Source organism: Kitasatospora sp. NPDC054795, from assembly GCF_053611565.1.
Genome location: NZ_JBSHAP010000149.1, coordinates 1 through 21,770 on the forward strand (window position 1 = coordinate 1; position 21,770 = coordinate 21,770).

Sequence of the window (21,770 nt, forward strand, 5' to 3'; positions counted from 1 at the left end):
CGACCGGCACCGCGCCGCCCCGGGCACCCACGTGCCCGGGGCGGCGCTGTGCGCGGTGCCGTCAGTAGGTGACGATACCCGGGTCGGAGAGGCCGGGGGCGCCGGTCTCGACGTGGCCGGCGAGGCGGCGCACGAAGTCGGCGGTCGCGCCCGAAGTGACGGTCACGTCGTACCAGTTGCGGCAGGCGCTCAGGTCGACGGTGCACGTGACGGTCGCGCCCCGGCGGACGGTGAGGGTCTGCGGCGTGCCGCCGTAGGCGTTGGTGAGGGTCAGCACGACGTCCGCGGCGCCCGCGTTGGTGAGGGTGAGGTCGAGGTTCCCTGTGGTCGCGTTGTGGCGGGCGGTGACCTCGGGCCCGGCCGTCTTGCCGGGGTTGCGGAAGCGGCGCAGGAAGCCGTTGGGGCCGAACACGGTGAGGTCCGTGACGCCCTTGGAGTACGTGGTGTTCCAGGCGTCCGCGATCGTCCGGCCCGCCTCCGTGGTGTACGTCCACGGACCGTCGGTGCGGTTGGGCGAGGTCACCAGGAACTGGGCGCCCGCCGCCGCGCCCGCGCTGAAGGTGAGGCGGTACTTGCCCGCGGCGGTGTCGGCCGCCCCGTCCACGTACGGCGCGTACGCCAGCGGGCGGGTGGGCTTCGCGCCCGCCTCCTGCTTCGGCATGGTGCCGGTGGCGGGCGGGGTGGGCACGTAGTCCGGGTGGCGGTTGCGGTCCGCCGGGGCGTAGCCGGCCGTCGAGGGGAGCGCCGTCGCGGCCGTGTTCGACGCGGTGAAGTCGAAGGCGGAGGTCAGGTCGCCGCAGATGGCGCGCCGCCAGGGCGAGATGTTGGGCTCCTGGACGCCGAAGCGGCGCTCCATGAAGCGGATGATCGAGGTGTGGTCGAAGGTCTCCGAGCAGCTGTAGCCGCCGGTGCTCCAGGGCGACACGACCAGCATCGGGACCCGCTGGCCGAGCCCGTACGGTCCGGCCGAGTAGCCGATGCCGCCGCCGAAGTAATCGGCGGCGGTCGCCACGGTCGACAGGCCCTGCGAGGCGGAGGAGGGCGGGAACGGCGGCACGACGTGGTCGAAGAAGCCGTCGTTCTCGTCGTAGGTGATGAACAGCGCCGTCCTGGCCCACACGTCGGGGTTGGACGTCAGCGCGTCCAGCACCTGGGAGACGTACCAGGCGCCGTAGTTGGCGGGCCAGTTGGGGTGCTCGGTGAAGGCCTCGGGGGCGGCGATCCAGGAGATCTTCGGCAGGGTGCCGGCCTGCACGTCGCGCCGCAGGTGGTCGAACAGGCCGTCGCCCGCCTTGGCGTTGGTGCCGGTGCGGGCCTTGTCGTACAGCGGGTCGCCCGGCTTGGCGTTGCGGTAGTTGTTGAAGTAGAGCAGCGAGTTGTCGCCGTAGTTCCCGCGGTACGCGTCGCCGATCCAGCCCCACGAACCGGCCGCGTCCAGTCCGTCACCGACGTCCTGGTAGATCTTCCAGGAGATCCCGGCCTTCTCCAGCCGCTCGGGGTAGGTCGTCCAGCTGTAGCCGGCCTCCTGGTTGCCGAGGACCGGGCCGTTGCCGGCGACCCCGTTGCCGGTGCAGCCCGTCCACATGTAGTAGCGGTTCGGGTCGGTGGAGCCGATGAACGAGCAGTGGTAGGCGTCGCAGATGGTGAACGCGTCGGCGAGCGCGTAGTGGAAGGGGATGTCCTGGCGGGTCAGGTAGGCCATCGTGGTGGCCGTCTTGGCGGGTACCCACTGGTCGTACTTGCCGCTGTTGAAGGCCTTGTGGCCGCCGGCCCAGTCGTGGTTGAGGTCCTGGACGAACTGCATCCCGAGGTCGCTGACCTGGGGCCGGAACGGCAGCACCTCCCGCTTGAGGCCGTCCGTCTGGTGCCACACCGAGCTGCCGCTCGGCAGGGTGACCGGGCGGGGGTCGCCGAAGCCGCGGACGCCCTTCAGCGCCCCGAAGTAGTGGTCGAACGAACGGTTCTCCTGCATCAGCACGACGATGTGCTCGACGTCCTGGAGGGTGCCGGTGCTCCCCAGCGGGGCGATGGACGCGGCGCGCGCGATGCTCTGCGACAGCGACGAGAACGCGACCGTGGCACCGGCGAGTTGGAGGAAGCGACGACGATTCAGCTCTGCCATGGGTGGATTGACCTCAGCATGTCAGGAGGGTGGAGGACGGCGCCCCCAAGGACAGCGCGCGCGGGGTACCAACCGGCGGCCCGTTCATGACCGGCCGCCGTACGGCAGACGAACGCATCAAGTTGTACGGACAAGGTGTGAATCCGCTTCCGTGCGCCGCGAAGTCCACCAGCGCGCCCCGGTGCGAAGGGTGCGCAGGTGGTGCGCCGGACCGCAGACTGGGTCCCGACCCCTCACCGGAGGAACGACGATGCCCACCGCCAGCCGACCACCGGCCCCTCCCGTCGCACCCGGACGGCTCCCGCTGATCGGCCACGCGCTCGCACTGTGGCGGCGTCCGCTGGAGTTCCTCGACAGCCTCACCGCCTACGACCCGATCGTGGCCGCCCACCTCGGCCCGAAGCCCAGCTATGTGCTGACCGGCCCCGACCTGGTCCACCGCGTACTGGTCACCGAAGCGGCGAACTACGCCAAGGGCCGCTCCTTCGACAAGCTCCGCCCCTACCTCGGGAACGGACTGGCCACCTCCGAAGGGGCCTTCCACCTCCGCCAACGGCGCCTGGTGCAACCGGCGTTCCACCACCAGCAGATCGCCCACTACGTCGACACCATGGCGCGACTGGCCGCCGAGCGCGCCGACTCCTGGCGGCCCGGCCAGGTGGTCGACGTCACCCGGCAGATGCTGGAGCTGTCCCTCGCCATCGTCACCTCGACGCTGTTCTCCACCTCCCTCGACGCCTCCGCCGCCGCCGAGATCCGCCACGCCATGCCCGTCGTCCTGCACGGCATGTACACCCGGGTGCTGGACCCCACGAACCTGTGGCACCGGCTCCCCACGCCGGGCAACCGCCGCCTCGCCGACGCCCACGACCGGCTGCGCCGCGCCATCGACCACCTGATCCACGCCGACCGCGCCGACCGCGCCGACCGCACGAGCGGGCGACCGGACCTGCTGTCGATGCTCCTGCAGGCCCGGGACGCCGACAGCGGCGAGGCCATGACCGACAGCCAGCTCCACGACGAACTCATCACCCTGCTGGTGGCCGGCACCGAGACCGCCGCCGGCGGGCTCGCCTGGCTCTTCCACGAACTGGGGCGGCACCCGCACCTCGACCGACGACTCCACCAGGAGCTGCACGACCACGCCGTACTCCCCCTCACCGCCGACCAGTTGCCCCGGCTCGGCCACACCCGTCGCGTCGTCGACGAGGCCCTTCGGATGCGCAACCCCGGAGGCATCACGATCCGCCGTGCGATCACCGACGTCGAACTCGGCGGCTACCGCTTCCGCGAAGGCACCGAGTTCATCTTCAGCGCCCTCGTCCTCCACCGGAACCCCCGCCACTTCCCCCACCCCCTGCGCTTCGACCCCGACCGCTGGCTGCCCGACCGGCCCCCCGCCCCGCGCGGCGCGTTCGTCCCCTTCGGCGCCGGCCACCACCTGTGCATCGGGGAGTCCTTCGCGCGCACCGAGATGCTGACCGTGGCCGCGACCGTGGCGAGCCGCTGGCGGCTGACGCCCGCCCCGGGAGCACGGGTCCGGGGCGTCATGACCAGCACCAACCACCCCGACAACCTCCTCATGACGGTGGAACCGCGTCCAGAACCCGACTGAACCACTCGCACCGACCGGAAGCCGACCACCCCGAACGCCGGGCCCGGTGCGCGGCGGTCAGGTCGCGGTACCAGCCGTACGAGGCCTTCGGGGTGCGGTGTTGCGTCTCGGAGTCGACGTGGACGACTTTGCCGAAGCGCTGGCGGTAGCCCTCGGCCCGTCGAACAGCCTGTCATTCCATCCGTGACGGTACTCTGCCAAGTCGTCGAGGAGAAGGTCGGCGACCACCTCCTCGACCACCGCGGTGCGCAGTTCGGCGATGGAGCCGACGAGCGCCCGGTCCCACGGTGCGGGCGTGAGGCGGCCCGGGTCGGGTCCCGCGGGAACCCGGGACGCACCGGCCCGGTAGTCGTCGGCTGCCATCCGCCAGGGAACGGCTCCGGTCTTGGCCATGACGTGAGCTGCGATGCGGATCCCCTCACCGTCGAAGTCGCCGTGGTAGCGCAGGGATGCGCCGTCGTCGGCGAGTCCGCGCAGCAGGTGGATCACAGCGGTGTTGGGCCAGCCGGAGGTACAGACCAGTGGCGGGCAGTGCTGGCCGAAGCGCCGTAGGGCCAGGGCGAGCACGCTGGGATTCTCGGTGATGTGCACCGGTCCTGCGGGACCGGTGCGTTCGCCGGGTGAACGCAGTTGGGCGAGCGTGAGGCTGACGGGGTGGCCCGATGCGGCACAGATCCGGGAGATCCTGGCGACCGGGCCTTCTCCCCCGGGGCGGAGACCGACGGCGAGAACGGTGGCGGACAGTTCGTCGTCAGCGACGCCGGCTCGGCTCCAGAGTGCGCGTCGTCCCTCGGCGGTGTCGGGCATGTCGGTGCCGTACAGCACCGCCAGTGCGCGCAGGACGAGGGAGGACAGCCGTGTCCCGTCGTCGAGGGCGTGGGAGTCGCCGTCGAGGAGGCGGGCGGCGAGGACCGGTAGTGGCTCGCCGTCGGCTGGGAGTGCGTGAAGGACGGTCAGCGCGGCGGTCAGCAGGCCTCGGGTCCGGTCGGGTGAGCCGTCCACGAGGCCGTTGGCCCGCAGGTGGCCGACCCACTCCAGCAGAACGGGCTGAGCGGTGACCACGTCATGGCCGGCCAGCCACCCCCACAAGGCTTCGCGTTGGCCCGTCTTGCGTTCGCGTTCGGCAGCCCGGTCGTGGACCGGACCGAGGATCGCGGCCACCACGTCCCGGACGGTGCGGCCGCAGACCTCCAGCACGGCGCGATCAAGTCCGGCGAGCGGGATCGTCGGTTCGGCGCCGGGGAGCCGGTCCAGTCCGAGGAGGTCGGCCAGGGCCTCCCGGCCGGCTTCGTCGAGCGGTCCCGACCGCACCCGGCTGACGGGGCGGCCGGTCGACAGGCGATCGTGGACGGCCGACCAGAGGGGCCGGAGTTCGGGGAGGTCGAGGGGATGGCGGCCTGTCATGCCGAGCCGTCCAGGCCGGCTTCGTCGGGCAGCAGGTCGGCACCCGTCCAGGTGAAGCGGGCGCTGGTGACGGCATCGTCGCCGTCGCCTCCGGTGATCAGCTGGTGGACGGCGATCCCGGAGAGCTCCCGGTAGGTGCACCACTCGTGGTCGGAGGTGAGCACCAGGTCGAGGTCGAGCGCCGCGAGGAGGGCGAAGACCTGCCCTCGGTTGACGGTGTCGACGCCGACGAAGACCTCGTCGAGCAGGATCAGCCGCGGGGACTCCGGCACTGCCTCGTAGTGGGCGGCCACGGCGGCGAAGAGCGGCAGGTGGAGTGCGATGGCCTTCTCGCCGCCCGACAGCGCGCCGTGGAGCTTCTTGGTGAGCAGCTGCCACCCGGCGCCGTTGGCGCGGTCCAGCTTGACGACGAACTGGTGCCAGGCCGTGTAGTCGAGGACCTCCGCGAGCTGCTCTTCCCAAGTCGCCGCCGTGTTACGGGCTTTGGCCTCCTCGATGCGGCCCCGGAAGAAGGCGTGCAGGGCCTCGCGGTCGGCTTCGGTGATCCGGGCCGGGTCCTTGAGAAGCAGTTCACGGGCTGTCCGGGTGCCGGCGGGCAGGTCGGGGTGGGTCTGCCACACCAGACGGACCGCCACCCGTGAGGCGGTGCGGACCCGTTCGAGGTGGCCGTTCATCCGCTCGACGAGTTCACCGGCCTGGCGGATCCGGGAAGCGAGGTGGCGGCGGGTGTCGCCGGTGAGAGTTCGGTCGAAGAGGCTCCGTTCGGCGGCGGTGATGTCGTCCTGGCTGCGGTCACGGTCGGCGGTGAGGATGGCGAGGAGGGTGGTCGCGCCGACGCGGATGCCGTCGATGGTGGCGGTGAGGACGTGGATGTCCTCCTCGGCTTCGAGTTCGAGGTCGGCACGGCTGCTGAGGCTCTGGCGGGCTCGGTGGACGGCCTCGGAGAGGCGGTTCAGGGAGTCGCCGAGGTTCCTGGTGCCGTGCGGCAGGTTGGGCCATGCCGCAGCGGTCTCGCGTGCCGCCTCGAGAGTCGCGCGGGTGCCGTCCACGGAGGTGAGGACGAGGCCGAGGCCCGCGTCCTCGGGGAATCCGAGGACGCACAGCTGCCGGAAGCCGCGGGCTGCATCGTTCCGGGCCGCCACGGCCCTGTCGTGCTTGGCCTCGTCCTGGGCCATGGTGGCACCCAGCGCACCGATGCGGCCTTCGAGCGCGAGAAGTGCTTGGGTTCCGGAATCGATATCGCGGCGGATCCGGTCGAGGGAATTCCGGAAGTCACTGATGCGGGCGGCCACTTGGCGGTAGTCCTCGCCGACGGTGCTCTCGACCGCCCGGAGCGTGGATCGGAGCCCGCGGGCGGCGGCCTCGACGGTCTCGGCCTCCTCCAGGCTCTCGGCTGCCGCGCCCCCTGATGCCTCCGCGCGGCTGCGCGCGGAGTTCCAGGCGTGCTGGGCGGCTGTCCAGGCCAGGTGGGTGTCGAGCCAGATGTCGGCCTGTTCGCGCAGCGCGTCGACGGCCGTGGCGGTCGTGTCCAGAGCGGCACGTTCGGTCGGCAGGGCGTGCTCGGCCGAGGCGACGGCGAGCGCACGCAGCGCGTCCGCGACCGCGTCCTCCTGGCGCGCGAGCCGTTCGACGGCCTCGCGTACGGCGTCCTCGCGGGCGCCCACGTCGGACTCGGACCGTTCCCAGACGCGCTTGGCCTGCTCCACTTCCCGGTGGTGCGGCCGGGAGCGGAGGTCGGCGCCGAGTCGCGCCCGGCGGTCGGCGAGGGCACGCAGCCGCGTCTCGTAACCGGTGACGGTGGTTTCGGCCTCGGCCAGTTCGGCGGTGAGGTCCGCCATCCGCCGCTGCCTGGCGCGTTCCCGGGCCGCGGCGCCGATGTGGCTGGACTCCTCCTTGTTCCAGGAGCCGACCGCCGTCGCCAGCCGCCAGCTTCCGTCGGCCGCCACGGCGGCCGGGTGGCCCGTCGGGAGCGTGGGGCCGTACGCGATGCCTGCGAGCAGCCGCTGCACCAGGCTCGGCGGCACCGGGCCGTCGGGTTCGGGAGAAAGGACGTCGAGCAGCGAGGGGCCCGGTGCCGGCACGGCCCCTGCCGGGTCGGCCAGGGTGTCGTGTCCGGTGACGACGAGTCCGCTGTCAGGGACCATCCAGGCGTCGAGCAGGCCCGCCGCTTCCAGGGCCGCTTCGATGCCTGCCTGGTCGGCGGGCGGCACGTCCGGCCGGAAGGCCAGCAACCGCCACAGCGGCGCCCCCGGCAGGACCGACCGGTCGGCGGTGCGGGTTCGTGGTGGAACCGGCGGGAGATCGACCGCGGTCGCGGTGCGTTCCAGTTCCCCGACGACCCGGTCACGCCGGGCGCGGGCGTCGTCCCGGCCTGCGCGGGCGGTCGTCTCCTCCGCGGTGACGGAACTCTCCGCCGCCCGGGCGGCGGCTTCGACCAGCACGAGGACGTCGGTCTCGACGGCGGCACGGGACGCGAGCTCCTCGATGTCGTCGATCGACAGCTCCGCGCACTCCTCCGCCGCCCAACGGCGCAGCAGGGCAGCCTGGGCGTCGACGGCGACCTCGTAGGCGTGGGCGTTCCCCTCGCGCTTCGCGGTCGCCCCGGCCAGCCGTTCGCGTGCCGAGTCGAGGTGCTGCTCCGCCGCCGTCCGGTCAGCGAGGGAACGCTCATGACGCTCTACGGCGGCCCGGACCTCGGCGATCTGACGGTGCCGCGAGACGACCGCACCGCGCAGCAGGCGCCGCGCCGTACGCCCCTGCGCCTCTGTCTCCCCGGATGGACCCGGTGCGGCGCCGAGCACCGTCTGCACCTCGGCGCAGACGGACTCCATGGCTGCTCGCCGCGCCGCGCCGCGCGCCTCGTCCCGAGCGGCCCGGGTGTGCTCGGCCCGCTGCTCGGAACGCAGCCGCGCATCGTCGGCACGCCCGGCGTCCTCGTCGGCCGCCTGGACCTTCCGGTCGGCGGCGGTGCGGGCCCGGGCGGCGGCCTGGTCGGCCTGGTCGGTCCTGCGACGGAGCTGGTCGAGCTCCTGCCCCTGCCGGTAGGCCTCGGAGTCGAGCAGCCCCTCGATGGCGCCCTCGGTCTCCTGCCGTCCGTGTTCGAGCTCCTGCTGCGCCCGCCTGTTCTCGTCGCGCTCACGAACGGCGTCCGCGTGCGCCTCACCGCTCTCCCTGGAGGTGCGAGCGAGGTTGTCCATCTCGGTCGTCGCGGAGATGAGCGCCGCCGCCCCGGCGCGCAGGACGCGCTGGGCGTAGCCGCGTTGCTGGTTCGCGACGGCGGTGGCCGCGGCCACCTCGTCGTCCAGGGCCTTCAGGTGTTCGCGCTGGCGGTCGAGGCGTTCGAAGCCCTCGGCCAGTTCGGTGATCTCGCCCTGCCCGAGCGGGGGCAGGGCCCGCGAGAGCAGGGAGGAGAGCAGCGACGGATCCAGGCGCTCCGAGAGCTTGGGGGTGCGGAGCTGGAGCAGCGCGGTGATCAGGGCGTCGTAGCGCTGCTCGCTCAGCCCGGGGAAGAGCGTGCTCCGGACCGTGCTGCGGTAGTCGCTCGGTGATCCGTGCAGCTCGCCCCGGCCTTGCAGGGCCTCGGCCAGCGCGGCCCGGGTGAGCGGCTGGCCCGCGTCGTTGACCAGGGAGAGACCGCCGGGGCGGTCGATCCGCGCGCCGGTGGTGAAGTAGTCGACGGTGACACCGGTGGTGTGCACACTGGCCTGGAGCCTGGCGCCGCCGGTGAACCAGCCGGGACCGCCGTCGTCCTCTCCGCCGTCTCGGACGAACTCCAGCCACACGTACCCGACACGGGTCTTGCCCGAGGCGCCCTCACCCATCAGGTTCCAGTGCATGGTGCGCTCGGAGCCGCCGAAGGTGGACAGCCGGTTGGGTCGCAGGCTGGCGTCGAGCAGGAAGGGCAGGAGCACCTCCAATGCCTTCGACTTTCCGGTGCCGTTCTGCCCCCGCAGGAGCAGTCGGCCCTCGTGGAAGGTGAAGACCTCGTCGTAGTAGCGCCAGACGTTGAGGATGCCGGCCCGGGAGGGCCGCCACCGCAGTGCTGCGGCCTCCGTCGGGAGCGCGGAGCGCTGCGGGAGCTGTGTCACGGTCATCTGAGGGTCTTTCCTGGTCAGGCTGCGGGACCGTCGGACGCGGTGGTCCGGTACCGGAACGCCGCGGGCCTGGGGAGAGTGCGGTCGCCGATCCGGCGGGCCAGGCCGAAGTCGCCGAGGATGCGAACGGCGTCAGCCGCAAGGCGCTGGGCGCCGTCCTCCGACTGGTAGCTCTTCGCCCACTGCGGGAAGCGCCGCAGGAGCTCGTTCGCCTCGACCGCGAGCTGTTCCGGTGTCATCCCGTCCGGAGCGGCCGTCAACGGTTCCAGCAGGAGCAGGGCGGCTACCCGGGCCGTCGCGGAGTCGTCCGGGAAGCGGCTGTCGGTGGCGATCCCGTCCGGGTCCACGAGCAGCAGGCCGTCGGCCCGTTCTTCCAGCACGAAGCCGCCCTGCTCGGCGGCGCGCCGGACGATCTGGCGCCCGGTCGGCGAGGTGAGGTAGGCCAGTTCGTCGGCGCCGAGTTCGTCGTGGTGGAGGACCGGGTCGTCGAAGAGCCGGCGCAGCACCGAGTGCCGCAGTCGGAGGTTGCGCTGCGCGTCGGAGGCGTCGGCGCCACCGTACCGGGCCTCGCGCACCGTGCCCCGCAGGAGTTCCTCGAAGCGCAGCGGTACGTCCTCCGCCGGCACGGCCAGCCGGGACGGCCCGACGGGTGCGGCGAGGAGACGCATCAGTACGGTGGCATCCACCCGGTAGAGGACCTTGGCCTTCGCCGAGTCGGCGAAGCTCTCCGTGACACCATCCACGGTGAGGAGCGCGCCGTAGGCCTCCAACAGCTTGAGCACGTCCACGAACGCCATCCGCTCGGACCTGCTCGCCGTGTCGAAGGGCGGCAGCGCCTCGTCGGTGGCACAGGCCTGCACGACCCGGTCGGCGAGCAGGCCGACCGTCGTCACCGGGACAGGAAGGAGCTCGGCCGCGACGACGCACAGCAGCGTGTAACGGCGTCGGTCGAACGGGGCCTTGCCGGACCGCAGCCGACGGGCGGGGCGCGAGGCGTCGGGTACCTCCCGGAGCTTGAGCAGGCGCGCGTACCCCAGACGCGGCTCCACCACCAGCTGCCAGCCGCAGTGGTAGTCGAACCACTTCGTCAACGGGTCCTGCCGACGGCGGATCACTTCGAAGGAGGGCGAGTCGCCGCGCTCGGTGATCAGCGGCCGGCCGAGGAGCAGTCGGATGCCTCGGGCGACGTCCTGCCGCTCGGCCAGGACCAATTGGTTGGCCAGGGTGCTCATGCGCCCCGCCTGGTGGTGATCGCGCTCCGCCGGCTCATGCGGTGCCCTCAGGGGTGGCCGCCCGCGCGATGCCCGGGCTCCGGATCTCCACCAAGTGGTCGGGCCCCTCCAGTCGGCCGCAGGAGGTCTTCAGGACGGCCCGCCCGCCGTCGGGAAGCGCTCGGAGCACGATCTCGACACGGCCGTCCGAGGTGACCGCCCGACGCGCTCCGTCGGCGTCCGGACGTACGGCCAGCGCCCGGCCGAGGAGGTCGAGCAGCCGCTCGAAGACAGTGTGGTCCAGCATGCCGAAGCCGGAGAGCCGCACCGGGCCGTCGGTGCCCAGGACGTCCCAGGCCGCTTCGAGTTCGGCGCGCTCCTTCCGGGCCCGCTCGGCCCGGGCCGCCTTGACGCCGCCGATGTCGCGCACCTTGCCGGTGCGCGTGAACCTCTCGGTACGGCCGCTGGTGCGCAGCAGGGCCGACACCTGCACCGGCGGGGCCTCGGCCCAACCTCCCGACGGCGGCACCGACTCCGGATCGGGGTGCGCGAGATGGGCGTGGCGGGCCGGGCCGAGACCGAAGGCGGCCGACCACAGGCGGTGCAGGTCGTCCTCGCCGGGCGCCGCGGCGAACCAGCGGGCCAGCTCCCGGAAGTCCTGGACGGCGCTGGACGAGCGGCGCCGTGACTCGGTGATCCGGTCGAGGACCTGGAGAAGCGTCACGATCGCCCGCCGCGCCACGTCATGCAGCTGTTCCACGCGAGGTCGCGCCCCGTCTACCGGCCGGAACCAGGCTCGCAGCCCCTCCCAGCGCGCCCGGCGCCGCTCCAGCCATGCCGGCGCGGGATCACCGTCGGCGACCGGCGGCAACTCGGCACCCCGCAGCGCCCGCTCATGAAGCAGGCCGACCCCGTGCCGTTCGACCCGCTCCACCGCGGTGGCCACTGTCCGACCCCGCTGGTCGAGGTTGACGAGGAACTCCTGGAGGTAGGCCACCGTCGCCGCCTTGACCTCCCGGAAGGTCGCCAGGTCCGCACCCTCGGCACGCAGCAGGCGCTGCAACTCGCCGTTGAACGCCTTGGTGTTGGCCAGCAGCGCCTCCAGGTGGCCCTCCAGCTCCTGCAACGTGGTGAAGACCCGGCGGTCCGACGACGCGGCGTCCCCCAGCAGCACGTACAGCTCGTCGAGCCGGTCCGTGATCGCCTCCAGCACCGCCGTCTGCAGCGCACCCGTCGATGCAAGCACCGACAGGGCGTGCTCGACCCCGGCGAACGCGGCCTCACCGCGCCGGGTCAGCGAGTACTGGAGGTTGCGGCGCTCGTACTCCTCAGCCGTACGGTAGTTCTCCGCGTGGTTCTGGACGACGTCCAGCAGCTGCCACTCCCTCAAGCTCTGCAGTGCCTCGCGGAGATCGTCGTCGTGGACAGCGTCGAGCCAGCCGACCGTCCGCAGCCGGGCGCGGACTTCGTCCAACCCGAGCGCGGTCTCCAACCGCTCGTTGGCCGCGCCGAAGGCCTGCAGGATCGCACCGTAGAGTCCGGCCTTCTCCCCCGTCGTGAACCGGAACATCTCCGGCGGCACCCTGCGCAACCGTTCCCCTTCCCGGCCCCGTCGGGCACCACAGTACGCGAACGATGGACAGCGCCGACCAGGTGGCCCGCTACCCGACCGGACCACGTCCGGGCCCGGAGCCCCTCGTACCCGACCGACCTGCTGCTCGGCACGCACGACAGCTGGGTGTCCGGTCCGGGCGGGCAGTCCGTCCTTCACGGCGACGCGGACGACCATGACCTGGCTACAGGTACTGTTCGGCCCAGATGATCTTACCCTCGGGCGTGTAGCGGACACCCCAGCGTTCGGCGAGCCGGGCGACGAGGAACAGCCCACGGCCTCCCTCGTCCTCGGCGGCCGCGTAGCGCAGGTGGGGGGCGGTGCTGCCGGAATCGGAGACCTCGCAGATCAGCGTGCGGTCGTACAGCAGGCGCACCTTGATCGGTCCGCTCGCGTAGCGGATGGCATTGGTCACCAGCTCACTGAGCAGCAGTTCGGTGACGAAGCCGGCCTCGTCCAGGCCCCACTCGGCGAGCTGTCGGGCTGCGTCGGCGCGGGCCTGGGACACGGCCGCAGGAGTCGCGCTCACCTCCCACTCGGCGATCCGATCGGGCTCCAGCATGCGGGTTCGGGCGACGAGGAGGGCGATGTCATCGGTCTGCCGGGCGGGCAGCAGGGCCGACAGCACGGCGTCGCAGACCTCCTGCGGCGACCGGTCGGGGTGGGCCAGGGTAGTGCTGAGGACGTCCAGGCCGACGCCGATGTCGCGGGTGCGGTCCTCGATGAGGCCGTCGGTGTAGAGGACCAGACTGCTGCCCGGCGGCAGGCGCACCTCCGTGGCTTCGAAGGGCATCCCGCCCAGGCCGAGCGGCGGGCCGGCGGGGAGACCGAGGACCTCCACGGTGCCGTCCGGGTGGACGAGGGCGGGCGGGGGATGACCCGCCCGGGCCAGGACACAGGCCGCGGTGGTGGGGTCGTAGACGGCGTAGACGCAGGTGGCGCCGGTGATCGAGAGCTGTCCCTCGGCCGCGGCCGTCTCCTGGTCGATGTGGGCGACCACTTCGTCCAGGTGTCCGAGGATCTCGTCCGGCGGCAGGTCCAGGGTGGAGAAGTTCTGGACCGCGGTGCGCAGACGGCCCATGGTCGCGGCCGCGTGCAGTCCGTGGCCGACCACGTCGCCGACGACGAGCGCGACACGGGTCCCCGACAACGGGATGACGTCGAACCAGTCGCCGCCGACCCCTGCTTGGGCGGGCAGATAGCGATAGTCGAGGTCGAGGGCACTCTGTTCGGGCAACGCGCGCGGCAACAGGCTGTGCTGCAGGGTGACTGCCATCGTGTGCTCGCGCGTGAAGCGGCGGGCGTTGTCGACGGACACGGCGGCTCGGGCGGCCAGCTCCTCAGCCAGGGACAGGTCGTCCTCCTCGAACGGACCCCTGTCCCGGCTGCGCCAGAAGCAGGCCACGCCCGTCAGCACACCCCGCGCCGTCAGGGGAACGGCGATCATCGACGCGAGGCCGAACTCCAGCACCGCCTGCGTGCGCTCGGCATCCTGCCTGCGCCATCCGGCATCGGTCGCCAGCTCGGGGACCAGCGCGGAACGCCCACTGACGACGCCCGCCGCCTGCGGGGTGCTCCCGGCCCACGTGACCAGCTCCCCCTGGGGGTACAGCGGCGAATCGTCCCGGACACCCGTGACCGCCACCCGCCGCAGTACGACCGGGGCCCCGACCGTCAGTGTCCGCAGTTCCTCGCCGCGCAGGACCTCTTCGGCGAGGTCGACGGTGGCGTAGTCGCAGAATTCCCGGGCGGCCATCTGGGCAAGTTCCTCCGCGGTGCGCCGGACGTCCAGGGTGGTTCCGATGGCTACGCTCGCGTCGTACAAGAGCCTGAGCCGGCTACGGGCGACCTCGGCCTTTCCTGTGAGGGCGAGCAGCTCGGTGGAGTCGCGCAGGGTGGTGACGCTCCCGGGCGGGCCTCCCCCGCTGTCGGTGGGGCGGTTGTTGACAGCCAGCAGGCGGTCGCCGACGGGGATCACCTCGTCGGTGACAGCACGGCCGGAGGTCAGCAGTCCGGTCGTACGGGGGGCGAGGCCGAGGTCGGCAACGGCGCGCCCCTCCACATCGGCGGGCAGGTCGAGCAGCCGACGCGCTTCGTCGTTGGCGAGCAGGACCCGACCGTCGCCGCTGACGATGGCCACGCCCTCACGCACCGCGTGCAGGACCGCGTCGTGGTGCTCGTACATCCGGGTCATCTCTTCCGGCCCCAAGCCGTGGGTCTGCCGCAGGAGACGCCTGCCCACCAGCGCCGTTCCGGTCGTGGCCAGGCCCAGCGCGACGGCGCCGGCACCCAGCACGACCGGCAGCTGCCGGTCGATCGCGCTGCTCACGTTGGCGACTTTCATCCCGGACGACACGATGCCCACGACCGCACCCCGGGTGTCCTCCACCGGGACCACCACCTGGTACTCCAGGCCGAGCGGGCCGTGTACCTGCTCGACGGTGACCCGGCCCTGCAGCGACGGCCCGATGGTGCCGACGAACTTCTTGCCGATCTGCTCCGGCTCGGGGTGGGTGAACCGGATGCCGTTCCGGTCGGTCACCACGATGAAGTCGACCTGGGCGGCCTTGCGGGCCGATTCGGTCAACGGCTGGAGCACCGCGCTGGGATCGGGGCCCTGCATCGTCGCCACCAGGCCGGGGCTGTGGGCGAACGCCTCGGCCGCCGCGAGCGAGCGGTCACGCGCTGCCGCGAACCGGTCACTACGGGACTCGACCAGCAGCGCGACGACCGCCGCCGCCACGAGCAACAGCACGATCAACACCTGCAGGACGAACATCTGGCCGGCGACGCTGCGGATGCCCATCACCGACCGCAGACGCCGTACCGACGGCTCCGTCGGGATCGGGCGTGGATGCCGCCGCCTTCGGCGGACGCCCGACCGGCCCGGATGCCGGGGAGAGGAGTCCGTGTCCTTCGCCATACACCCATGGTCCCGCCCCGAGCACGAGAGGGCCCGGCAACCGGGCGCCGCACCCGACCGTCGGCCACGGAAAGGGGCGGCCCGCACATCATCGATCACGTTCACACTCGCGACCTCGCAATTCAATGACATTCCCCCTCGCCCGCCGGCCAAAGCGTTCCGCATCCCCGCCCAACAAACCTCGGACCGGACCGGCTCCGTACCGCCGCCCACAATGGCGGGCCTGGCGACCGCGCCCGAGATTCCTGCCCCGGCTCGCGGGCTACGACCCGACAGGAGTTGCCGGCAGGGCGTGTGGGCAGCGCATCGACCACGAGCTGGGGCAGATCCGTACGAGGCTGGAGCAACAGGCCTCGTCCGACCATCGGGCCGGGCCGCGCACACGAGCAGATCAGCTCCGGCGCGAGCGGGACCAGCAAGCCGACCTGGAAGCCCGTGCCGCCGTTCTCAAGGACCACCTCACCGGCGACCGCACCGCACCGGCTGACGTCGTCAGTCCCGGCCGCGTGGTGACCCTGTGTTTCGACGGCGAAGGCGCGGAGCAGGAGTACGAGATCACGTCGGGAAACCCTCTCTGTCAGCCTTGGGTGAGACATCCCGCTTTGTCGGGTTGGCCTGAGAGGGCCCGAGTAGGAGTTCCACCCTTGATGACCAGCACCAATCCGTCCGCAGCCGACCCGGCTCCCAGGCCGAAGCGCCGCACGTTCAGCCCCGAGTACAAGCTGCGGATCGTCGCCGAGTACGACGCCGCGCCCGAGGGCGAGAAGGGCGCGGTCCTGCGCCGCGAGCGCCTTTACCACTCGCACGTCACCGAGTGGCGGGCCGCGCGCGATGCCGGGGCCCTGGAGAACCTGGTCGACCACCGCACGAGCCCGGCCCGTCCGAAGAAGTCCGCCGCCGAGGCCGAGAACGAGAAGCTGCACCGACAGGTGGAACGGCTGGAAAAGGAACTCGTGCGGAACAAGGCCGCACTGGAGGTCCCGGGAAAAGCGTCGGCGCTCTTGGAAGAGATCTCCGAGAGCGCGGACTGACGCACGCCGCCGACCCCGTCGTGGACGAAGCCTTCACCGCCGTCGAACACGCGCCGGGCACCACCGCCGCGTGCCGGCCGACCGGCCGCTCCCGGGCCACCCACTACCACAGGCTGAAGCCACCGCCCCCGCGCGGGCCCAGGTCCCCGCAGGTCCAGCCGTCGGCCCTCAAGACCGAAGAGCGAGATGCGGTACTGGAGTTGATGAACAGCCCCGAGTACGCCGAACTGCCACCCGCACAGATCTGGGCCCGCGAGCTGGATAGCGGGCGCTACCACTGCTCGGTCTCCACGATGTACCGGATCCTGCGTGAGCGCGGGCAGTCCGGTGAGCGCCGCCGCCAGGCCACCCACCCGGCCAGGACGGTGCCCGAACTGGTCGCCGACGGCCCCTCCCAGATCTTCACCTGGGACATCACCAAAGCAGCCGGCCCCAGGAAGGGCATCTGGTACCACGCCTACGTCATCATCGACATCTTCAACCGCTACATCGCCGGCCACACCGTCGAGGCGGCCGAATCGGCCGAGCGAGCAGAGGAGTTGATCCGCGAGACCATCGCGCGCAACGGCATCGCCCCCGAGACCGTGCACGCCGACCGGGGCACCTCGATGACCTCCAAGAAGGAATCACTGTCACTTGCGACGAGAACGGGCGACAGATCGCCGTCCACATCCGCAACATTCGCGATTGAGTACTGAGCGGGCGGTGGCAAGCCACTGCCCGCTCAGTACTCGATCCCGTACGTGGCATGAGCGTGCCTGCCGCAGCCCTACCTGGCCAAGTGGCCTGGTAGGGCTGCTCCCGACACCGATCTCCAGGAATCCTCGCCCAACCGGCGAAGGGTGTCGTCCGACGCTTCACACCCTGGACCGTACGCAACCGGTCGACAGTTGAACCACTAACGACGGGCTGTAACGACGGGCTGCGCACTCATCGGACACCCTGTGTGTTTGTGCAGCAGCTGATACAGACCGCAGCATCCAGGTGGCCGGTGGCCTCTCGACCATTGCCAAACAGCCGTATATCCCGCAGCGGTCGGAGGCCAACTACCTTGGAAGCGCATCCCTGTGGGCGGCAACCATGTCGCGGTACCAGGCGTAGGAGGCCCTGGGGGTGCGGCGCTGGGTCTCGAAGTCGACGTGGACTAGGCCAAAGCGTTGACTGAACCCTTCGACCCGTCGAACACCCTGTCCTTGCAGCCGGGAGCGACGAGGACCACCCGGTCGGCCCGCCGCACGCCGAGGACGCCACCGTCGCCACGACCAGCCCTGCCGGACCCGCCACAAACCGCTTCCGCAGGCCCGTGCCACCTCTCACTCGACCGCGCATACCCGTACGGAAGCGCGGCGCCCGGTGACGCTGTGCGACCCCACCGAGAGGCTGACCTCCGGTTGACAGGACTCTCGACAACAAAGCTACGTTGAGTAGCGAGACTCTCGCACTTTGTGATCGACACTGCCTGTCTCGCACCCCCAGCGCGAGGAGCCCGACCCATGACCACAGCCCCCACCCGTCCCACCTCCGTATCGTCCGTCGAGCAGCTACCCCGACCGAAGCCGCGCACGAACACCGACACCCAGGGGGGCGCGCCCTACGCCTTCACCCCCTCGATCAGCACGCTGCGCCTACTCGCCGAGGGCAAGGACCTACCCAACAAGCCGGTCGGCTCCTGACCCCCGAGCGCTCCGAGGAGACACCATGGAAAACCCCGTCATCACAGGCGCCGCCGACGAACGCGCCCGTCGGCAGACCTGCCGGCAGCTGGCGCGCGAACTGCTGCTGGTCGGTCCGGACGACAAGGACCTGAAGCTGCGCTACCTCGACGTCCTGATCAAGGACGGCATCCCGGAGACGGACGAGCCCAAGGACGTACTGATCGTCGGCGCGGGCATCGCCGGCCTGGTCGCCGGGAAGCTGCTCAAGGACGCCGGACACAACGTCACCATCCTGGAGGCCAACGCCAACCGGGTGGGCGGGCGGATCAAGACCTTCCGCTCCACCGACGACGAGGAGGACGGCCCGTTCTACGACCCGGAGCAGTACGCCGAGGCCGGGGCGATGCGGCTGCCCAGCTTCCACCCGCTCACCCTGGCCCTGGTCGACAGCCTCGGCCTGCAGCGGCAGCTCTTCTTCAACGTCGACGTCGATCCGGACACCGGCAACCAGAACGCGCCCGTGCCACCGGTGGTCTACGAGTCCTTCGAACCCGGGAAGGTGTGGACGTACGGCGCGGACAGCCCGGACTTCCGCGAACCGGCCAAGCGCTTCAACTCGTGGATCCGCGCCAACCGGATCCAGGCCCGGCGCAGCGAGTACACCGCCGACCCGAGCAGCGTCAACGAGGGCTTCCACCTCACCGGCGACGAGGTGCGGATCACCGCCGCCGACATGGTCAACCAGGCACTCGATCCGGTCCGCGACTACTACTCGGTGTCCAAGGACGGCCAGCGTGAGAACAAGCCGTTCGCCGAGTGGCTGGACGGCTGGGCCCGGGTGATCCACGACTTCGACGGCTACTCGATGGGCCGCTTCCTGCGCGAGTACGCGGGCTTCAGCGACGAGGCCATCGAGGCGATCGGCACGATCGAGAACATGACCTCGCGGCTGCACCTGTCCTTCTTCCACACCTTCCTGGGCCGCAGCGACATCAATCCCACGGCCACCTACTGGGAGATCGAGGGCGGCAGCTGGAACCTGCCCCACGCGCTCGCCGAGGAGCTCCGGACGGAGCTGCGGATGGGCGAGCGGATGATCCGAATGGAGTACTGGGACACGCGCCGGGACGGCGGGGGCGCCCGGAGCGTCGGCCCGAACGGGCCGCAGGTCGCCGTCATGACCGTTCCCGAGCACGACCCGGAGGCCGAACCCACCGTCTGGACGGGCGACTTCGCGATCGTGACGGTCCCGTTCTCCGCCCTGCGGTTCGTCCAGGTGACGCCCCCGTTCTCGTACAAGAAGCGCCGGGCGATCATCGAAACCCACTACGACCAGGCCACCAAGGTGCTGCTGGAGTTCTCCCGCCGCTGGTGGGAGTTCACCGAGGCGGACTGGAAGGTCGAGCTCGACTCCATCGCACCCGGCCTGTACGAGTACTACCAGCGGGCCGGCGAGGAGGACGCCGAGGCGGCCAGGGCCGCCGCCCACAACGGCCACCGGCCCCCGCGCAACCTGCCGGAGGTGCTGCTCGGCGCGCACGCGAGCGTGGACGAGCGCCGGATCAGCCAGGGCCAGCGGGAGGCCTACCAGCACACCCCGCTGCTCCGGGCGAGCGTGCGCCCGGCCACCAACTGCTTCGGCGGCGGCTCGACCACCGACAACCCGAACCGCTTCATGTACTACCCCTCGCACCCGGTGCCCGACAGCGACGGCGGCGGCGTGGTGCTGGCCGGCTACAGCTGGTCGGACGACGCGGTGCGCTGGGACTCCATGGAGGACGACGAGCGGTACGTCTACGCGTTGCGTAACCTCCAGTCGGTGCACGGCCGGCGGATCGAGGTGTTCTACACCGGCTACGGGAAGACCCAGAGCTGGCTGCGCGACCCGTACGCGTTCGGCGAGGCGGCGGTGTACACCCCGCACCAGATGACCAGTTTCCACCTCGACGCGGTCAAGCCGGAAGGCCCGGTGTACTTCGCCGGCGAGCACGTCTCGCTCAAGCACGCCTGGATCGAGGGCGCGGTGGAGACCGCCGTGCGGGCGGCCATCGCCGTCCACGAGGCGCCACCGCCACCGCCCCCGGCGGAACCGGAGATCCGGCCCGAGGTGCGGGTCCGCGGGGAGCGTCGACAGGAGGCGATGAGCAGATGAGCGGCGAGCACGAATGGACGGTGGCCCGTTACCTGGCCACCAGACTGGAGCAGTTGGGCATCCAGTACCTGTTCGGGGTGCCGGGCGACTTCCTCGGCCCGTTCCTGACGATCATGCAGTCCACCACCACGGTGCGCTGGATCGGCACCCCGACCGAGATGGGCGGCGGCTACGCCGCGGACGCGTACGCCCGGGTGCGGGGCGCCGACGCCGACCCGGACAAGGACGAGGTCGGCGTCGGTGCGGTCGCGGTGACCTACGGGGTGGGCGCGTTCAGCCTGCTCAACACCATCGGCGGCGCGTACGTCGAGGACGTGCCGCTGATCGCGATCAACGCGGCGCCCTCGTACGAACAGTGGCTCAACCAGCAGGCGGTCGGCCTGCTCACCTCGCACATGAGCCCGCGCCGGGAGAGCAACCTGGACGTCTACCGGCAGGTCACGGTGGACGCGCAGGTGCTCTCCAACCCGGGGCTCGCGCCCTGGCAGATCGACAGCGCGATCACCGCGTGCCTGACCGAGCGCAAGCCCGTCTACCTGGAGGTGATGGAGGACCTCTGGCACGCGCCGTGCGAGCCGCCGCAGGGTGAACTCCGCGCTCACGAGCGCGCGTTCACCAAGCGGAACGAGGAGATGCTGGCCAAGGCGGTCAAGGCGGCGGTGGAGCTGATCGGGAAGTTCGGCACGCCGATCGTCTGGGCCGGCGAGGAACTCGTCCGCCAGCGACTGGAGGCCGAGCTGTCGGAGTTCGTGCAGTCCACCCGGATGCAGTTCTGCACCACGGTCGGCGCGAAGTCCGTGGTCTCCGAACGGCATCCCCTGTTCGCCGGCGTCTACAACGGCAAGGCGAGCCTGCCGGAGATCCGGGAGACCTTCAAGAACGCCGGGTGCCGGATCGGCCTGGGGACCTGGTCCACGTCCAAGAACCTCGGTGGCGAGCAGTCGATCGGCGACGACTGGATCGTGGCGGCCCGCGGCGGTGTCAGCGTCGGCGCCACATACTTCCCCGAGGTCCAACTCGGCCGGTTCATCTCGGCGTTGCGCAAGGCGCTGCAGGGACAGACCTTCCCGGCCGACCACTTCGCGCTGGCCCACGCGGCGGGCCTGGACGTCCCGGCCACCACGGCCGAGTTCCTGGAGTCGCTGAGCACCGACCGATACCCGGAGGAGCTGACGTACGACAGCTTCTTCGAGCACGTCAACCACTTCCTGGAGCACCAGGCCACCGGTAGGGACCCGCAGGCCCCCTCGCCGTTCACGGTGGTCTCGGACGCGGCGTTCGCGCTGATCGGTTCGATGAACCTGCGGATCACCGAGCGGGCCGGCTTCCTGGCGCAGAACAGCTGGCTGTCCATCGGCTACTCGGTCGGCGCGGCCACCGGCGTGGCGCTGGGCCGGCAGAAGCCGCTGAAGCGGCCGCTGGTGTTCGTCGGGGACGGCTCGTTCCAGGAGATCTGCCAGGAGCTGTCCACCCATGTGCGCCACCACCTGCGGCCGGTGGTCTTCGTCCTGGACAACGAGGGCTTCTACGGCATCGAGCAGATGCTGGTCAGCCCCTGTTACTACAAGGACAAGCCGTCCGACGGCGCCGACTTCTACAACGTGCTGCACCCGTGGCGGTACGAGAAGCTGGCCGAGGTCTTCGGCACGGACAAGGACCGGATGCACGGGTACGAGCTCACCACCCACGCCGAGCTCGAATCGCTCCTGCTGGACATCGCCGACCCCGGCAACGACATCAACCACGCGCCGATCCTGGCCCGCGTCCGGCTCAGCCGGCACGACTACCCGAGGGCGCTCCAGTACAAGATCGACGAGAAGTGCCAGTAGGCCCCCTCGTCCGCCGAGACCGGGAGCCGGGGGCCCCCCCGGGGGGGGGGGGGGGCCGCGCCCCCCCGGACCCCCCCCCCCCCCCGCGGCCCGGGCGCGGCCGGGCGCCCCCCACCCCCCCC

Annotated in this window: 12 protein-coding genes and 2 pseudogenes; 6 read left to right on the forward strand and 8 right to left on the reverse strand. The window is 71.4% G+C overall.

Translation table 11 applies throughout. The annotated features are described in order from the left end of the window. Positions 1-61: 61 nt before the first annotated feature. Entirely contained in the window at positions 62-2,122 is a 2,061-nt protein-coding gene (locus ACWGJO_RS35595) for a phosphocholine-specific phospholipase C (protein WP_452189862.1), read from the reverse strand. A gap of 250 nt (positions 2,123-2,372) precedes the next feature. On the opposite strand from ACWGJO_RS35595, the gene ACWGJO_RS35600 reads away from it, so the two are divergent. Beyond that, positions 2,373-3,737, forward strand: coding sequence for a cytochrome P450 (locus tag ACWGJO_RS35600; protein WP_452189863.1), 1,365 nt, complete (start codon positions 2,373-2,375; stop codon positions 3,735-3,737). Here the strand turns inward: ACWGJO_RS35600 and ACWGJO_RS35605 are convergent. The 6 genes and pseudogenes from ACWGJO_RS35605 to ACWGJO_RS35630 form a co-directional block, all read right to left on the reverse strand. Further along, positions 3,703-3,843: pseudogene (locus ACWGJO_RS35605) on the reverse strand (hypothetical protein); the annotation flags it as partial. The gene ACWGJO_RS35600 and the pseudogene ACWGJO_RS35605 sit on opposite strands and share 35 nt — an antisense overlap. Next, positions 3,795-5,141, reverse strand: coding sequence for a TIGR02679 family protein (locus ACWGJO_RS35610; RefSeq protein ID WP_452189864.1), 1,347 nt, complete (start codon positions 5,139-5,141; stop codon positions 3,795-3,797). The pseudogene ACWGJO_RS35605 and the gene ACWGJO_RS35610, both read right to left, overlap by 49 nt. Then, entirely contained in the window at positions 5,138-9,235 is a 4,098-nt protein-coding gene (locus ACWGJO_RS35615) for a TIGR02680 family protein (RefSeq protein WP_452189865.1), read from the reverse strand. The genes ACWGJO_RS35610 and ACWGJO_RS35615 overlap by 4 nt, the downstream gene beginning before the upstream one ends. 17 nt (positions 9,236-9,252) lie before the next feature. Continuing rightward, positions 9,253-10,467 (reverse strand): TIGR02678 family protein, encoded by a 1,215-nt coding sequence (locus tag ACWGJO_RS35620; RefSeq protein ID WP_452189866.1) that lies wholly within the window; start codon positions 10,465-10,467, stop codon positions 9,253-9,255. Between the two features lie 34 nt (positions 10,468-10,501). Continuing rightward, on the reverse strand, positions 10,502-12,016 hold the full coding sequence (locus tag ACWGJO_RS35625) for a TIGR02677 family protein (RefSeq protein WP_452189867.1): 1,515 nt from the start codon (positions 12,014-12,016) through the stop codon (positions 10,502-10,504). A 226-nt stretch (positions 12,017-12,242) separates the two neighbouring features. Continuing rightward, positions 12,243-14,864, reverse strand: coding sequence for a SpoIIE family protein phosphatase (locus tag ACWGJO_RS35630; protein ID WP_452189868.1), 2,622 nt, complete (start codon positions 14,862-14,864; stop codon positions 12,243-12,245). Positions 14,865-15,628: 764 nt separating this feature from the next. On the opposite strand from ACWGJO_RS35630, the gene ACWGJO_RS35635 reads away from it, so the two are divergent. Both ACWGJO_RS35635 and ACWGJO_RS35640 read left to right on the forward strand, forming a co-directional pair. Continuing rightward, positions 15,629-16,012 (forward strand): hypothetical protein, encoded by a 384-nt coding sequence (locus tag ACWGJO_RS35635; RefSeq protein WP_452189869.1) that lies wholly within the window; start codon positions 15,629-15,631, stop codon positions 16,010-16,012. A gap of 203 nt (positions 16,013-16,215) precedes the next feature. Next, a complete protein-coding gene (locus ACWGJO_RS35640) occupies positions 16,216-16,710 on the forward strand; it encodes a DDE-type integrase/transposase/recombinase (protein ID WP_452189870.1) in 495 nt (164 codons plus the stop codon). 348 nt (positions 16,711-17,058) lie between these two features. Here the strand turns inward: ACWGJO_RS35640 and ACWGJO_RS35645 are convergent. Continuing rightward, positions 17,059-17,184: pseudogene (locus tag ACWGJO_RS35645) on the reverse strand (family 1 glycosylhydrolase); the annotation flags it as partial. 321 nt (positions 17,185-17,505) lie between these two features. Here ACWGJO_RS35645 and ACWGJO_RS35650 point away from each other — a divergent pair. Genes ACWGJO_RS35650 through ACWGJO_RS35660 form a run of 3 tightly spaced genes read left to right on the forward strand, consistent with a single transcriptional unit; the run spans position 17,506 to position 21,648 of the window. Further along, positions 17,506-17,685, forward strand: coding sequence for a hypothetical protein (locus ACWGJO_RS35650; RefSeq protein WP_452189871.1), 180 nt, complete (start codon positions 17,506-17,508; stop codon positions 17,683-17,685). 25 nt (positions 17,686-17,710) lie between these two features. Then, on the forward strand, positions 17,711-19,819 hold the full coding sequence (locus ACWGJO_RS35655; RefSeq protein WP_452189872.1) for a flavin monoamine oxidase family protein: 2,109 nt from the start codon (positions 17,711-17,713) through the stop codon (positions 19,817-19,819). Beyond that, positions 19,816-21,648, forward strand: coding sequence for an alpha-keto acid decarboxylase family protein (locus tag ACWGJO_RS35660; RefSeq protein ID WP_452189873.1), 1,833 nt, complete (start codon positions 19,816-19,818; stop codon positions 21,646-21,648). The genes ACWGJO_RS35655 and ACWGJO_RS35660 overlap by 4 nt, the downstream gene beginning before the upstream one ends. Positions 21,649-21,770: the final 122 nt, after the last annotated feature.

What these genes read in the sequence shown, in the direction of transcription:
- ACWGJO_RS35595 (WP_452189862.1), bottom strand. Translation starts at nt 2,122, where the DNA reads ATGGCAGAGCTGAATCGTCGTCGCTTCCTCCAACTCGCCGGTGCCACG.
- ACWGJO_RS35600 (WP_452189863.1), top strand. Translation starts at nt 2,373, where the DNA reads ATGCCCACCGCCAGCCGACCACCGGCCCCTCCCGTCGCACCCGGACGG.
- ACWGJO_RS35610 (WP_452189864.1), bottom strand. Translation starts at nt 5,141, where the DNA reads ATGACAGGCCGCCATCCCCTCGACCTCCCCGAACTCCGGCCCCTCTGG.
- ACWGJO_RS35615 (WP_452189865.1), bottom strand. Translation starts at nt 9,235, where the DNA reads ATGACCGTGACACAGCTCCCGCAGCGCTCCGCGCTCCCGACGGAGGCC.
- ACWGJO_RS35620 (WP_452189866.1), bottom strand. Translation starts at nt 10,467, where the DNA reads ATGAGCACCCTGGCCAACCAATTGGTCCTGGCCGAGCGGCAGGACGTC.
- ACWGJO_RS35625 (WP_452189867.1), bottom strand. Translation starts at nt 12,016, where the DNA reads ATGTTCCGGTTCACGACGGGGGAGAAGGCCGGACTCTACGGTGCGATC.
- ACWGJO_RS35630 (WP_452189868.1), bottom strand. Translation starts at nt 14,864, where the DNA reads ATGGGCATCCGCAGCGTCGCCGGCCAGATGTTCGTCCTGCAGGTGTTG.
- ACWGJO_RS35635 (WP_452189869.1), top strand. Translation starts at nt 15,629, where the DNA reads ATGACCAGCACCAATCCGTCCGCAGCCGACCCGGCTCCCAGGCCGAAG.
- ACWGJO_RS35640 (WP_452189870.1), top strand. Translation starts at nt 16,216, where the DNA reads ATGAACAGCCCCGAGTACGCCGAACTGCCACCCGCACAGATCTGGGCC.
- ACWGJO_RS35650 (WP_452189871.1), top strand. Translation starts at nt 17,506, where the DNA reads ATGACCACAGCCCCCACCCGTCCCACCTCCGTATCGTCCGTCGAGCAG.
- ACWGJO_RS35655 (WP_452189872.1), top strand. Translation starts at nt 17,711, where the DNA reads ATGGAAAACCCCGTCATCACAGGCGCCGCCGACGAACGCGCCCGTCGG.
- ACWGJO_RS35660 (WP_452189873.1), top strand. Translation starts at nt 19,816, where the DNA reads ATGAGCGGCGAGCACGAATGGACGGTGGCCCGTTACCTGGCCACCAGA.